At 45.2% G+C, this 14619-nt stretch carries 12 protein-coding genes; 11 read left to right on the top strand and 1 reads right to left on the bottom strand.

The genetic code is table 11. From position 1 onward, the window contains the following. Nucleotides 1–53: 53 nt before the first annotated feature. The 9 genes from D1970_RS05865 to D1970_RS05910 all read left to right on the top strand — a co-directional run bounded on the left by D1970_RS05865 (nucleotide 54) and on the right by D1970_RS05910 (nucleotide 9745). A complete protein-coding gene (locus D1970_RS05865; protein ID WP_119111960.1) occupies nucleotides 54–680 on the top strand; it encodes a TetR/AcrR family transcriptional regulator in 627 nt (208 codons plus the stop codon). A 38-nt stretch (nucleotides 681–718) separates the two neighbouring features. Continuing rightward, complete coding sequence (locus D1970_RS05870; protein ID WP_119111961.1) at nucleotides 719–1597, top strand: ABC transporter ATP-binding protein; 879 nt, start codon at nucleotides 719–721, stop codon at nucleotides 1595–1597. Nucleotides 1598–1609: 12 nt separating this feature from the next. Then, nucleotides 1610–2410 (top strand): DUF2705 family protein, encoded by an 801-nt coding sequence (locus tag D1970_RS05875; RefSeq protein ID WP_119111962.1) that lies wholly within the window; start codon nucleotides 1610–1612, stop codon nucleotides 2408–2410. A 21-nt stretch (nucleotides 2411–2431) separates the two neighbouring features. Next, nucleotides 2432–3226, top strand: coding sequence for an ABC transporter permease subunit (locus D1970_RS05880; protein ID WP_119111963.1), 795 nt, complete (start codon nucleotides 2432–2434; stop codon nucleotides 3224–3226). Between the two features lie 465 nt (nucleotides 3227–3691). Beyond that, a complete protein-coding gene (locus D1970_RS05890; protein WP_119111965.1) occupies nucleotides 3692–4993 on the top strand; it encodes an ABC transporter substrate-binding protein in 1302 nt (433 codons plus the stop codon). A 177-nt stretch (nucleotides 4994–5170) separates the two neighbouring features. Further along, the gene (locus D1970_RS05895) at nucleotides 5171–6031 is read left to right on the top strand and encodes a carbohydrate ABC transporter permease (RefSeq protein WP_119112076.1); all 861 of its coding nucleotides are present in this window, start codon (nucleotides 5171–5173) and stop codon (nucleotides 6029–6031) included. Next, nucleotides 6031–6846 carry a carbohydrate ABC transporter permease gene (locus tag D1970_RS05900; protein WP_119111966.1) on the top strand — a complete coding sequence of 272 codons (816 nt, stop codon included), beginning with the start codon at nucleotides 6031–6033 and terminating at the stop codon, nucleotides 6844–6846. Before D1970_RS05895 ends, D1970_RS05900 begins: the two co-directional genes overlap by 1 nt. A gap of 84 nt (nucleotides 6847–6930) precedes the next feature. Next, complete coding sequence (locus tag D1970_RS05905; protein ID WP_119111967.1) at nucleotides 6931–7992, top strand: LacI family DNA-binding transcriptional regulator; 1062 nt, start codon at nucleotides 6931–6933, stop codon at nucleotides 7990–7992. A 67-nt stretch (nucleotides 7993–8059) separates the two neighbouring features. Next, entirely contained in the window at nucleotides 8060–9745 is a 1686-nt protein-coding gene (locus D1970_RS05910; protein ID WP_119111968.1) for a glycoside hydrolase family 13 protein, read from the top strand. A 46-nt stretch (nucleotides 9746–9791) separates the two neighbouring features. Here D1970_RS05910 and pepT read toward each other — a convergent pair whose 3' ends face one another. Then, complete coding sequence (gene pepT, locus D1970_RS05915) at nucleotides 9792–11039, bottom strand: peptidase T (RefSeq protein WP_119112077.1); 1248 nt, start codon at nucleotides 11037–11039, stop codon at nucleotides 9792–9794. Nucleotides 11040–11258: 219 nt separating this feature from the next. Between pepT and D1970_RS05920 the strand changes: the two genes are divergently transcribed. Next, nucleotides 11259–11951, top strand: coding sequence for a response regulator transcription factor (locus D1970_RS05920; protein WP_119111969.1), 693 nt, complete (start codon nucleotides 11259–11261; stop codon nucleotides 11949–11951). Next, the gene (locus D1970_RS05925; RefSeq protein WP_119111970.1) at nucleotides 11929–14157 is read left to right on the top strand and encodes a sensor histidine kinase; all 2229 of its coding nucleotides are present in this window, start codon (nucleotides 11929–11931) and stop codon (nucleotides 14155–14157) included. Before D1970_RS05920 ends, D1970_RS05925 begins: the two co-directional genes overlap by 23 nt. Nucleotides 14158–14619: the final 462 nt, after the last annotated feature.

Genomic DNA, 14619 nt, shown 5'->3' on the forward strand with positions numbered 1-14619 from the left:
AATATAATGGGATTGACCATAGCGGTCAAGAGTTAAGTTTAGGAGTTTTTTTTATGTTTGAGAAGTTTTTTAGCATTGATTCTGAAAAGCAGGAACGGATCATCGGCGCTGCAGTGAAGGAATTTGCTTTGAAGGGATATGAAAAAGCATCGACAAATGTAATCGTCAAGGAAGCTGGTATTGCAAAAGGTTTGCTTTTCCATTACTTCAATAACAAAAAAGATTTATATCTGTTTTTGTATGACCGATTTAGTGACATCCTTATAGCCGAGTTTTATGGGAAAATCGACTGGGAGGAAACGGACCTGCTCCGGAAGCTCAGGCAAGTGACTTTGCTTAAATTCGAGCTGATGAAAAAGCATCCAGCATTGTTCGATTTTTTACGTGTGGCCTATGAGGAAAAAGCTGCGGATATCCGCCCTTCGCTTGAGGAAAGGAACCAGGGTATGACCGCAGAGGCTTATGGGTGTCTGTTCGAGCACATTGATCCATCTCTATTCAAAGAAGGAATCGATATGATGGCTGCGGTGAACATGACTGTGTGGACAATGGAAGGCTTGGGCCAGACTCTGCAGGTGAAGATGAAGGATGTTTCCGTCGAAGAAATCGACCAGGCAGCCGTCCTCAAAGAAATGGATGTATACCTTGAACTTCTACGCTTTGCAATGTATAAAGCCTGAAAAAGGCAATGAAATCACTGATAAAAGGGGGTTTTACCATGAATGTCATTGAGATCGACAGACTGACGAAACAATACGGGAAAGCACGGGGTATTACGGATGTCAGCTTCTCGGTGAAGGAAGGCGAGATCTTCGGGTTCATAGGACCGAACGGGGCCGGAAAGTCGACGACGATCCGGACGCTGCTTTCACTCATTTATCCAACAAGCGGCAACGCGAAAATTTTTGGCAAGGACTGTGTCAAGTTTGCACCGGAAATCAAAAAAGAGATCGGCTATCTCCCTTCGGAAGTGTTTTATTATGACAATATGAAGGTGGGCGAGCTTCTTGCCTATTCTGCGAGTTTTTATCGTAAAGACTGCACGCGGCGGATCAAGGAACTGGCGGAAATGCTGGACCTCGACCTTGGAAGGAAAGTCGGGGATTTGTCGCTCGGAAACAAGAAAAAAGTCGGTATCGTCCAGGGAATGCTGCACGAGCCAAAGCTTCTGATTCTTGACGAGCCAACAAGCGGACTTGACCCGCTGATGCAGCAAACCTTTTTCGAGCTTTTGAGGGAGGAAAACAAAAAAGGAGTCACCATCCTTTTTTCTTCCCATATTCTGACCGAGGTCCAAAAGCTGTGCGGCAGGGTGGCGATCATTAAAGAAGGAAAAATCGTCACCGTTGAGAGCATCAGTACGCTCCAAGAAAATAATTATAAAAAATTCAGGGTCGAAACAAGCTCATTGCCAGACATCGCTGCTTTTCAAATCAGTGGGATCAAGGACCTTGAAGTGAACGGCCGAAATGTTCGTTTCTTGTTTAAAGGCGACCTGAACAAAATTATCAACATTTTTTCCGGTCTTGATATCGTCAATCTTTGGGTGGAAGAGCCTGATCTCGAGGAAATTTTCCTCCACTATTATGAAAAATAGAAGGTGAGCCTGATGAATATATATAGGCACGAATTGAAAGCATACCGGAAGTCTACCATCATCTGGACATTTTCCCTGATTGGACTCACGGCCCTCTTCCTCTCGATGTTCCCGTCGATTTCGAAGGATGCCGAACAGTTCGGGAAGCTGCTTGAAGGGTATCCTGAAGCGGTCAGGAAAGCAATTGGGCTAGAACTCGACACATTCTTTTCCTTTCTCGGCTTCTATTCATACACCTTTCTCTACATCACGCTTGCCGGAGCCATCCAAGCCATGAATCTCGGTCTGTCGGTTTTTTCGAAGGAAATGCGTGAAAAGACGGCCGATTTTCTTCTTACAAAGCCGGTCACCCGTGAAAAAGTATTTCTCTCCAAGCTTCTGGCAGCACTGACTTCTCTCCTTGTCACAAACGTTGCTTTTTTCGCAGCCAGCTTCCTGATTTCCAGCCGCATTACGACTGAAGATTACAGCGGAAAAGCTTTCCTGCTCATCTCCCTGACCTTGCTGTTCATTCAGTTGATTTTTCTCGCACTTGGGCTTTTCATTTCTGTTTTCGCAAGGCAGCTAAAGAACATCACGGCTGTTTCATTTGGCACAGTGTTTGGCTTCTTCCTGCTCGGCATGCTCAGCTCAACAAGCGGAAGCGATGGAGCTATGCGCCTATTATCTCCGTTCAAGTATTTTGATACTGCGTACATCATCCGTCACGGTGAATATGAATGGCGCTATATCCTCGCCGCGAGCATCATTGTGCTGGTTTCGGCCGCAATGGGCCTCATCATTTTTAAAAAGAAGGATATCCATTCTGTCTAGCGGGAAAGGAGGAGAAAAAGCATGAATCTTTTTTGGCGGGAAATGAAGGCGAACAGAAAGTCATTGACCATTTGGAGTATCGGTATGGTGATTTTAATCGGTTCAAGCATGTCCAAATATGCTGGCTTTAGCGCCTCAGATCAGTCTGTGAACAGCCTGATGGCAGATATGCCGGATACCATGAAAGCGGTAATGGGCATTGGGGACTTTGATCTGGCAACAGCGAGCGGCTATTACGGCCTGCTTTTCCTATATCTGATCCTTATGGGTACAGCGCATGCTGGCATGCTCGGAGCCAATATCCTTGCAAAAGAGGAAAGGGACCGGACAGCGGAGTTCTTGTTTGTAAAGCCAGTTTCAAGGGGAAGAATCATGATGTTGAAGCTTGCGGCGGCGGTTACGAATGTTAGTGTGTTCAATCTTGTAACCCTGTCCGCATCTTCCGTATTTTTCATTTATTTTGGAGAAGATGAGCATTTTGCCAAAGATCTACTCATCCTGATGGTTGGCATGCTTCTTCTCCAGCTGCTGTTCCTCTCTATTGGCATGCTCATCGCTGCTCTTTTGAAAAGGCCGGGAAAATCGGGTGCACTATCGGGTGCCATCCTGTTAATAGCCTTCGTCCTGTCGGTTGCCGTCAACTTGAAAGAAGAGCTCAGTGTGCTGAAGTATGTGACACCATTTCAGTACTTTGATGCCCACCAATTGATGGAGACAGGATTTGACCCTGTGTTTACCGGCTTATCCGTTTCGCTGACTGCACTGTTCCTGCTCCTGGCTTTCCGAAGCTATAACCGGAAAGATTTAAACGGTTAAAGTGCAGTGATGCTGTAGGGACATGTGAACGAGAATGGCTGATGAGCATCCCGGGGAAACTGCCCCATTTTCAATAGCTAGAAAAAGGAGGCTGGATATCTGGTCTCTTTTTTTGTATATAAGATAAATTCAGATTTTGCTATTTATTGTCACAAAATAAATATTGCATGGGTTTTTGTATGATGATAATATGGAACTACAAGAAATTGTGAAAACGGTTTCCTTGGTAAAATGTTTTTAGGAGTAGCTATAACTCTAGTAACATGGCTAACACCATTGGAGAACAAAGTTATTCTGGCAATGTTGCAACAAATTTTTTTACTGAATTGTGCAAACGATTTCGCAACAAGTCCAAAATACATAAAAAAATGGCATGCGAAAAAATCATCTATTTTTTTGCCAGGAAGTGCAAGCGTTTTCTCGGTGGAAGCGAGACACATTATCAAAATTAAATGGAGGTCAACCATGACTAAGAAAAAGCTGTTTTCAGGAATTTTCGCAGTAGTCCTTTTGCTAAGCGTCGTGCTTGGAGGATGTTCGGGTTCCACAGACTCTAAAGACAAAGGGTCCAAAGGGGACGTAACCATCGATGTCTTCCAATTTAAGGTTGAGTTCAAGAAACAATTCGAAGAAGTCGCCAAAAAATATGAAAAAGATAACCCTGGCGTGAAGATCAATATTACGACAGTCGGCGGCGGTGAAGACTATGGTGCTGCCCTCAGGTCAAAATTTGCTTCCGGCAAAGAGCCTGCTATCTATAACGTAGGCGGACCGCAGGATGTGAAAGACTGGAACAAGAAACTGGCTGACCTTTCCGATACAAAAGCTGCCGATGCAGCATTCGAAGGAACGCTTGATGGCGTAACAAAAGACGGTAAAGTCCTTGGACTTCCATTTAACCAGGAAGGATACGGCTTGCTTTTTAACAAGGATATATTCAAAAAAGCGGGCATCAATCCGGAAAAAATCACGACACTTGCTGCTCTCGAAGAAGCAGTGAAAACGCTTGACGGCAAGAAAAAAGACCTTGGCCTAAAGGCGGTATTCGCCCTTCCAGGTAAGGAAACCTGGGTGACTGGCCTGCATTTGTCAAATGCTTTCCTGGCTCCTGAATTCGACAACAATGCGCTGAACTCATTTGCAGCCAAGAAAGTTGAATTCAAATATGGCGAAGGCTTCAAAAAGGTTCTGGACCTTCAAAACAAATATTCTGTCCAGCCTACTGTTAGCCTTGACTATGCAAAGCAAGTAGAAGAGCTTTTCTCCCTGCAAAAAGTTGCGATTATCGAGCAGGGTAACTGGACTTACGGTTCTATTGCGGGAATCGATGAAGAGTTTGCAAACAACGGCGTAGGCCTTCTGCCAATCCCTGTTGAAGGCTACAAAGAAGATTCAATTCCTGTTGGGATCCCAATGTACTGGGCTGTCAACAGCAACAAAGATGATAAGACTGTAGAAGAATCCAAGAAGTTCCTAGACTGGCTCTACACTTCCGATGAGGGAAAAAGAACAGTCCTTGAAGATTTCAAATTCATCCCTGCTTACGAAGGTTATGATGCATCCAAGATTTCCGACCCTATTTCAAAAGAAATCTATAAATACGTTGAAAACAAGAAAACAATCGGCTGGGCATTCATGGGATATCCAACTGGCTGGGGACAAGAAGAACTGGGTGTCCAAATCCAGAAGTACCTAAGCGGCGATGCTGATTGGGATCAAGTGGTTGAAAATACACAGAAATCATGGGAAAAATCAAGAAGCAAATAATTAATTTCATGAAGAAAATCTGGCAGAGTCAGAGTCAGCCAGATTGCGGGTGAGATTGACTGGGACGTTAACTTGACATTTTTCAAAGGGCCTGATTTTTTAGGGGATTTTTCCTTTAGGAATCAGTCCCTTTGTCTATTGAACTGCTAGCAAAGAGAAATTGGAGGTATTACCATGTTGCGAACTCGGGATCTTTCCTACTGGTTGTTTCTCGCGCCTGTCCTAATTGCGCTGTCTTTGGTCGTTGTCGTGCCATTAGGGCTTGGGGTTTATTATTCCTTTACGGATTGGAACGGTATCGAAGTAGGGAGCTTTGTCGGATTTGAAAACTATATCAATGTCTTTCAGGATGAAGAGTTCATGGCGGCGTTATGGTTTACAGTGAAGTTTTCAATCGTTTCGATTATCTTGATCAATTTCTTTGGCCTTTCCCTGGCGTTGATCGTCACTTCAAAAATTAAATCAAGCAAATTACTTCGAACAATCTTCTTCATGCCAAACCTGATCGGGGGACTTATCCTCGGCTTCATCTGGCAATTTATTTTCATGAAGGTATTTGATGGAATCGGAACTCACTTTGGTATCGAGAATCTTCAAGGCTGGCTTTCAACAACGGAGACAGGGTTCTGGGGTCTTGTCATCCTGATGAGCTGGCAGATGGCCGGATACATCATGGTCATCTATATTGCATATCTTGAAAGCGTGCCGACGGAGCTAATTGAAGCGGCTGAAATTGACGGTGCCTCCCCATTCCAGCGGCTGGTCTACATCATCTTCCCGCTTGTCGCACCGGCGTTCACCGTCAGCATGTTCCTGACTCTTTCGAACACGTTCAAGCTGTATGACCAAAACCTGTCACTTACTGGCGGAGGACCCTATAAATCGACGCAGATGGTGTCTATGGAAATTTTCAAGACGGCATTTGTGGAAAGTGAATTGTCGTATGCCCAGGCAAAAGCGGTTATTTTCTTCCTCATTGTCGCGGTCATTTCCTTGACTCAAGTTTACATCAACAAGAAAAGGGAGGTTGAAATGTAATGGGACGGAAATACAAACTGCCTGTCGAGCTGCTTGGCGTGTTATTGGGCCTCCTGTGGCTTGCTCCTTTTTACTTGATGATCGTTAACTCCTTTAAGACAAAAAGAGAAATATTTTCTGATACGCTGAAGCTTCCGGAAGGGTTTAATTTTGACAACTATATCGAGGCTTTTACACAGCTTAACTTTATGCAAACCTTTTTTAATTCCTTGTTGATTACAATTGTTTCGGTGTTCATCATCGTCATTTTCTCCTCGATGGCTGCCTATGCGCTATCACGCAACAAAAGCAAGGTGAGCACGGTTATTTTCTTCATCTTCGTTGCGGCTATGCTGATCCCTTTCCAGTCGGTCATGATTCCGCTCGTCACCGTTTTCGGCAAGTTTGAAATGCTGAACCGCTCGGGCCTGATTTTCATGTATCTCGGCTTTGGGGCAAGCCTTTCAATCTTCCTATACTACGGCACTCTGAACAGTATTCCAAAGTCACTGGATGAGGCTGCAACGATTGACGGGGCAAACAAGTTCCAGGTTTTCTGGTACATCATTTTCCCGATGCTGAAACCAATTACGGTTACTGTCGCAATCCTGAACACCATCTGGATCTGGAACGACTACCTGCTGCCTTCCCTTGTCATCAACCAGGAGGGAATGGAAACCATCCCGCTGAAAATGTTTTTCTTCTTTGGAGAATATACAAAACAATGGCATTTGGCTCTTGCAGGTCTGACAATCGGAATCCTGCCGGTCATCATCGCTTACTTCTTTGCCCAACGTGAAATTATTAAGGGAGTTTCTGAAGGCGCTGTTAAATAACAGAGTTTAGAATATCGATGGAGCAGCCTTCTGTTTTCATTCATTAATTTTGTTTCACATTAAAAACATCCCAGGATGACTGTGATGGGTAAGGAGGAAGCTGCGGTGGTAACGATAAAGGATGTGGCGAAGGAAGCCGGAGTGGCTCCTTCCACAGTCTCCAGGGTGATTGCAGACAGCCCAAGAATCAGCGAGGAAACAAAAAGGCGCGTCCGTGAAGTGATGGAGGAGCTCGGGTACTATCCGAATCTGCAGGCACGGAGTCTGGCAGCAAAAAGCACGAAAACTATTGGCATCATCATGCCGGATTCAGCCTATCATAATCTTCAGAACCCGTTTTTCCCGGAGGTGCTGCGCGGAATCAGCAAAAAGGCGCATGAGAGTAGATATGGGATCTATCTTTCAACCGGGTCATCAGAAACGGAAATTTATGATGAAGTAATCTCCATGGTGATGGGGAGGCGGGTGGACGGGATTATCCTGCTCTACTCACGGATCAACGATCGAACAATGAAGTACTTGGAGAAGGCTGTTTTTCCTTTTACAGTCGTCGGGAGGCCTTCCAAGAATGAAGAAAGAATAACGTATGTAGACAATAACAATGTGGCCATCACTAAGGAAGTCACCAACTATTTAATCGGGCTCGGACATGAAAAAATTGCTTTTGTTGGCGGGAATCTTAAGTTTGTTGTTACGGTTGACCGCCTTGATGGCTATAAAATGGCGCTGGCCGAAGCGGGCTTTCCATTCAGGGAAGAATACGTGGTGCATGAAAGGTTTGTCCTTGAGAAAGGGAAAGAAGTGACGTTCTCCCTTATGTCGCTTGATTCTCCTCCGACTGCCTTTGTAGCTCAGGATGATTTAATGGCCTACGAAATGATCAGTCATCTCGAAGCCCTGAATATGACGGTTCCTGAAGACATTTCGATTGTGAGCTTTAACAATTTTTCCCTATCCGAACATTCTAAGCCTCCGCTTACATCTGTTGATATTGGCACATTCAGGCTTGGCTATGAAGCCACTCAATATGTCATTGAGAAAATTGAAAACCCGGACGCGCTTCCAAAGCGGATTACCATTCCAACAAGGCTGATCGAACGGAAATCATGTGCGCCGAGAAGCATAGGAGAAGAGCAGGAAAGGTAATGGCAGGGAGCAATCATGACTTAAAAGTAAGTGCACGATACTCTTTATAGATCAGAGAGGGTTTTATATGGAGAAATTATGGTGGAAAGAAGCCGTTGGCTATCAAATTTATCCCCGCAGTTTCATGGATTCCAACGGGGATGGCATTGGCGATATCAAAGGAATCATTTCAAAATTGGATTATATAAAAGACCTTGGGATTGATGTGATTTGGGTTTGCCCGATGTATGCATCTCCAAACGACGACAATGGGTACGACATAAGCGATTATCATGCCGTCATGGATGAATTCGGGACGATGGGTGAATTCGATCTTCTTTTGAAGGAAGTCCACTCCCGCGGCATGAAGCTGATCCTTGACCTGGTCATCAACCATACAAGTGATGAGCATTCGTGGTTTATTGAATCTAGGGAAGCAAAAGACAGCCCGAAGCGGGACTGGTATATTTGGCGTGACGGCAAGGGCGGCGCAGAACCGAACAACTGGGAAAGTATTTTTGGCGGTTCTGCCTGGGAATACGACGAGAAAACGAAACAGTACTTCCTTCACATTTTTTCAAAAAAGCAGCCTGACCTGAACTGGGAAAACGATGAAGTACGGGCAGCTCTGTATGAAATGGTCAACTGGTGGCTTGATAAAGGGATTGATGGATTCCGTGTGGATGCCATCAGCCATATCAAGAAAGAGAGTGGCTTTAGTGACATGCCGAATCCAAAAGGACTCCAGTATGTTGCCTCCTTCGACAAGCATATGAATGTCGATGGAATCCACCGCTTTCTCGAGGAACTAAGGGATGAGACGTTTGCAAAGTATGACATCATGACTGTTGGAGAAGCCAACGGGGTGACGGTGGATGATATAGAATTGTGGGTCGGTGAGAGGAAAGGGAAGTTCAACATGGTCTTCCAGTTTGAGCACCTTTCACTATGGGATGCTGAAACAAAAAAAGAATTGGATATTGTCGGATTTAAGGAAGTGTTGACCCGCTGGCAAAAAGGGATGGAAGGGAAAGGGTGGAACGCCCTCTTCATCGAAAATCATGATAAGCCGCGTGCAGTGTCGAGCTGGGGCAATGATGGGAAGTTTTGGAGGGAAAGCGCAACCGCATTTGCGACTATGTACTTCCTCATGCAGGGAACCCCCTTTATTTATCAGGGGCAGGAAATTGGAATGACTAATGTCCAGTTCAATTCAATCGAAGACTATAATGATATTGCAACGATTAACCTGTACAAACAGGGAATCGCCGAAGGAAAATCCCATGAGCAAATGATTGAAGTCATCTGGGCTTCCAGCCGTGATAACTCACGGACGCCTATGCAATGGTCTGCCGCGGAACATGGCGGCTTCAGCACGGGCACGCCATGGATGAAGATCAATCCGAATTACCGCGACATCAATGTCGAAGCACAGCTGAAGGATGGGCAATCCGTCCTGCAATTCTACAAGAAGTTGATCAGGCTGAAAAAAGAGCAAGACGTTCTTATTTACGGATCGTATGAGGTGCGGGATGAAGATAATCCGCAGACCTATGTCTATACAAGGGAGCTTGAGGGAGACGAGGTTGCTATCATTACGAACCTTTCCTCGAAACCGGCTTCCTTCACCTGCAAGCAAGTGGAAGAGCTGAACCATGCTGGGCTGCTGCTCAGCAATTATCCCGTCGCCCAGCATCTCCCTGTCCAAACCGTAGAGCTGAAGCCTTACGAAGCAAGAGTATATAAAATCAAAAAAGTACATGCCAGGAGCTAAGGCCCGGCATGTGCTTTTTTAAACATTGAGCTGGGTAATTAAAGGTTTAATCCGCGGTGCCTCCGCTTTTTTTTTCAACCAGCCTGCAGATTTCCACCACCACACTGACGCTTTTCAGCATATTGTCGAGCGAAGCGAATTCGTGGCGTCCATGAAAGTTCTCGCCGCCGGTAAAAATATTCGGTGTGGGCAGCCCCATATAGCTGAGCTGCGATCCATCGGTGCCGCCCCTGATTGGCTGCACGATTGGCTGGATTCCCAGGTTCGTTATTGCTTCGTGGGCAATATCCACAATTTCCTTCACAGGCTCGATTTTATCCTTCATATTGTAGTACTGGTCATGCATTTCAAGTGTAATTAGTTCATTGCCGTACTTAAGCTGCAAGTCTGCGGCAATTTCCGTCATGGTATTCTTCCGTTTTTCAAAATTGTTCTTGTCAAAGTCGCGGATGATATAATCAAGAACCGTTTCCTCGACATCGCCATTGATTGAACTTAAATGATAGAAGCCTTCATATCCTTCTGTGTGTTCCGGCGCTTCGTTTTCTGGGAGCCTGCTGTTGAACTCCATGCAGATTTTCGCCGAGTTGACCATTTTGCCTTTTGCTGTACCGGGATGTACATTCTGCCCTTTGATGGTGATTTTGGCGGCCGCAGCGTTAAAGCTTTCGTATTCAAGCTCCCCAAGAGGCCCGCCATCAACCGTATAGGCAAATTTGGCTCCGAATCTTTCAACATCAAATTTGTTCGGCCCTTGGCCGATTTCTTCGTCCGGTGTGAATGCAACCCGGATTTTTCCATGTTGGATTTCCGGATGCTGAATCAAGTAATCCATCGCTGTCATAATTTCGGCAATACCCGCTTTGTTGTCGGCTCCAAGTAGCGTCGTGCCGTCCGTTGTAATGAGCGTATGCCCTATGTACGATGGAAGCGCCGGGAAGCTTGCTGGAGACAGGACAATGCCAAGCTCCTTGTTCAGGATGATATCCTGTCCGTCATAATTCTCGACTATCTGTGGATTAACGTTTTTTCCGGTAAAGTCTGTTGCCGTATCAACATGTGCCAAAAAGCCAATGACTGGAACGTCTTTATCACTATTGGCAGGAAGTGTAGCCATTACGTAGCCGTTTTCATCCATGGACACGTCCGACATGCCAATCGACTGCAATTCTTCGACGAGCTGGCGTGCGAGCGTCAGCTGTCCGGGTGTGGATGGGGTGGTCGGGCTGTTTTCATCGGATTGCGTGTCCACTTTTACATACGAAATAAACCTCTTCAAGAGTTCTTCTTTCATCTTTGTCAGCTCCTTTTCTCTCCATTTTACCATCTCTTCATTTAGGGAAAGAAGCAGAATTTGCATATTCCTCCTAATATTTAGATTATATAATAGGACTTAATAGCAGCGGCTGTTGCTGTAAACTAAGAAGCTTAAGAAAATCTTAAGAAACTTGCTTGCTGAATGTTAAGATTTGGCGGATAAGATAGAGTCAGTGAGAGGAAAGAGGGATGGGCAATGGAACAATATTCGGTGCTTGTGGTGGATGATGATAGGGAAATCTGTGATGCGATCGGCATTTATTTGAAGAATGAAGGGCTGACAGTCATCACAGCAAAGGATGGAATCGAAGCGATTGAAAAACTGAACGAACATAAGATCCACTTAATCATCCTGGACATTATGATGCCCCGGCAGGATGGGATTTCAACAACGTTCAAAATCCGTGAAGAAAGAAACATCCCAATCATCATGCTGAGCGCGAAAAGTGAGGATACCGATAAAGTCCTTGGCCTTCAGGTGGGAGCTGATGATTATATCACCAAGCCCTTCAACCCGCTGGAACTCATTGCAAGGGTAAAGTCGCAGCTCAGGCGATATGTCACGCTGGGCACCTATGAAGGCGGAAATAAAGTGATTGATTTAAAGGGTCTTTGCCTCGACAAGGCGGCAAAGGAAGTGACGGTTGACGGTGAGATCGTCAAGCTGACACCAATCGAGTATCGGATCGTGGAGCTGTTGATGACGAACGCAGGCCGTGTTTTTTCCATCGATGAAATTTATGAGCGAGTATGGAAAGAGCCTGGATTTAACGCTGAAAATACAGTTGCCGTACATATTAGGAAAATCCGCGAAAAAATTGAGATTAACCCGAAGAATCCTAAATTTTTGAAGGTGGTGTGGGGGATTGGATACAAAATGGAAAAGTAGGCTGTTTTTTCTGGGCTGGTCCATGCTGTTCGCTTTTGGGCTCAGCGGGCTGATGGCAGTAATGGATGGAAACGGTCAATTTTTCAAGGGCAGTTACTTTAAGACCCAGCAGTTTGAAACGGAATTGAATCAATTCATTAATTATGCAGCAGCATTTGAGTGGGATAGCCTGAGGGCGGAAGAAGCCAAGAAAGCCATCACCGTTAGCGAGGAGGAGATTGACGAACATCGATTCCGCTATGGTGATTTAAACGATCAAGTCTCTAACATCAATGGCCAATACGAGGACAGGATTGCAGATGCAGTTTCTGCCGGAAACAAAGAGGCAGCTGAAATTTATAGGAAGGAACGCGATTCGAAAATAGATGATATTACGAAAAATTTCAGCAATGATGAGTTTGTACGAGAAAAGGTGGTAAAGGAGAAAGAGCAGAAGATTGACGAATTTTATCGGTCAATGGAAGCGGAGAGGCCGGAATACGACCGTTACCAGTCGGCGTTTAAATATTATTTGGTTGATACGAAAACCGATACCGTCCATACGAACCTTAATGTGAAATCAAAAAGTGCTGCCGAAGAGTTTTTAAACAAGGAATATATGCTGTTCATCCGTAATTATACAGAAAACGGAAAAGGTTTTCTCGAGCTGCAGGATTATTATAAAAACATAAATGAAACAATGGAGCCGATAAGCGGGGATACAATGTTGCTCGAAGGCCGGATTGCCGTATCGGAATCGGCACCCGATTCAAATCCAGTCATGGTCTCTTACCAAAATTTCAAGCAACAGCAAAAGATTTTCTTTATTTTCGTCGCCGCAAGCCTTGTGGCGCTGATTGCAAGCGTCCTGACCTTCAAGAGAATGAAGCTGGCGGTACAGAGACATGGGGGAGAAATGCTGCCATTAGTAAATCTGTTCCCGGTGGATGTTCGGCTGGCTGCTGTAGTGACAGCCGGATTAATGGCCTTCGCCGCGCTTGAATTTCTCAATGTCAGCATTATTTATTCAGCTGATAACTTCATTCTGTCCTTAGATGATATTGCCATTTGTCTTGCAGCTTCTACCTTCCTAACAGCATTTGCAGGGTTTCTGGCTATCGGCATCTTTAGTGAGGTTAAATCGTGGAGAGAATTTAGGATGCTATGGGAAAAAAGCTTGTCTGTGAAAATATGGAATGGATTCAAGGATTTCTTTCTTATCAGGAGTATCGGGTTCCAGATGGCAGTCCTCATGGCAGTGGTGTCTATCTTGGGGGCGTCGGCGGTGCTTGTACTGATTGAACCTAATTTCATAATTGTCTTTGGCTTGTGCCTGCTGATGGGTCTTACGGCAATGATCATGCTGGTCAGGAGTACAGGGTATTTTAACACGATTATTGCCAATACCGCAGAAATTGCTCAGGGGAGGCTGGGGCCGGATCTGCCTGTAAAAGGGAAATCGGTGCTTGCAAGGCATGCAGCTGATATTAACTCCCTGAAACATGGCTTCAAAGTCTCGCAAAACGAGCAGGCAAAAAGCGAGAGGCTGAAAACGGAGCTAATCACCAATGTAAGCCATGACCTGCGTACGCCATTGACCTCTATCATTACGTACACGGAGCTGCTGAAAGCGGAGGGTATCAGCGAGCAGGAGCGGTCCGATTATATTGAAATCATCGACCGGAAATCCCAGCGGCTGAAAGTGCTGATTGACGATTTGTTCGAAGCATCGAAAATGGCCAGTGGAAGCATTGAGCTTGTAAAAGAAAAGGTCGATCTCGTCCAGCTTTTACAGCAGGCGCTGGCCGAGCATGATGAAAGAATCGCGCAATCCTCCCTGACCTTCAGGGTGGCTTCACCCGAAAACCCCGTATATGCACATGTAGATGGGCAGAAGCTATGGCGCGTGTTCGATAACCTGATTGGCAACATTCTTAATTATTCCCTGGAAAATACGCGGGTGTTCATTTCGGTAAGTGAGCAGCAAGGCCAGGCAATCATGGTGTTCAAGAACGTGTCCAAATACGAACTGAGCGAGAACAGTGATGAGCTGTTCGAGCGCTTTAAACGAGGAGACCAATCCCGCCATACCGATGGCTCAGGCCTCGGACTTGCGATTGCCAAATCGATTGCAGACGTTCACGATGGCAGCCTGGACATTGATGTCGATGGCGATTTGTTTAAAGTGACGGTAAAGCTTAGGGCCATTGGAATACAGGCAGTATGACTCGAACCTGTTTTTAACAGAATAAAAACAGACAGCCCTTGCTTAGCAGGGAAAAGAATCTCATGCGGTAATTTTACACCCCATTTACTTGTAAGGTGGGTGGGGAGGGGTTTACCGTGGGATAGAATGCCCAAAACCGTAAATAGATGGATTGATAAGCTTAGCCTTGCGTCCAATTATTATTGTGTAACCGATTACAGAATAAGTTGATCAAGAAACTACCAATAAAGTATCCACTTTTGAGTAGAAAAAGCTCTTTTTCTCCTGAATGCCACAAGGTTTTATAAAAAATCCGCATCCGCTTAGTAAAAAACAATCACCTCTTTAACATACTCTGCAGCACTAGGCAACACAAGGCAATCAAGCAAGCTGTAAATTTAAATAATGACAAGTGTAAAGACACGTGTTAGAATACTCGTTGCACAGCAAAAATGAGTGAATGGGTGATAAGAGCAGAAATGA

This window comes from Mesobacillus zeae (assembly GCF_003570705.1).
In the GTDB taxonomy this organism is placed as follows: Bacteria; Bacillota; Bacilli; order Bacillales; family Cytobacillaceae; genus Mesobacillus_C; species Mesobacillus_C zeae.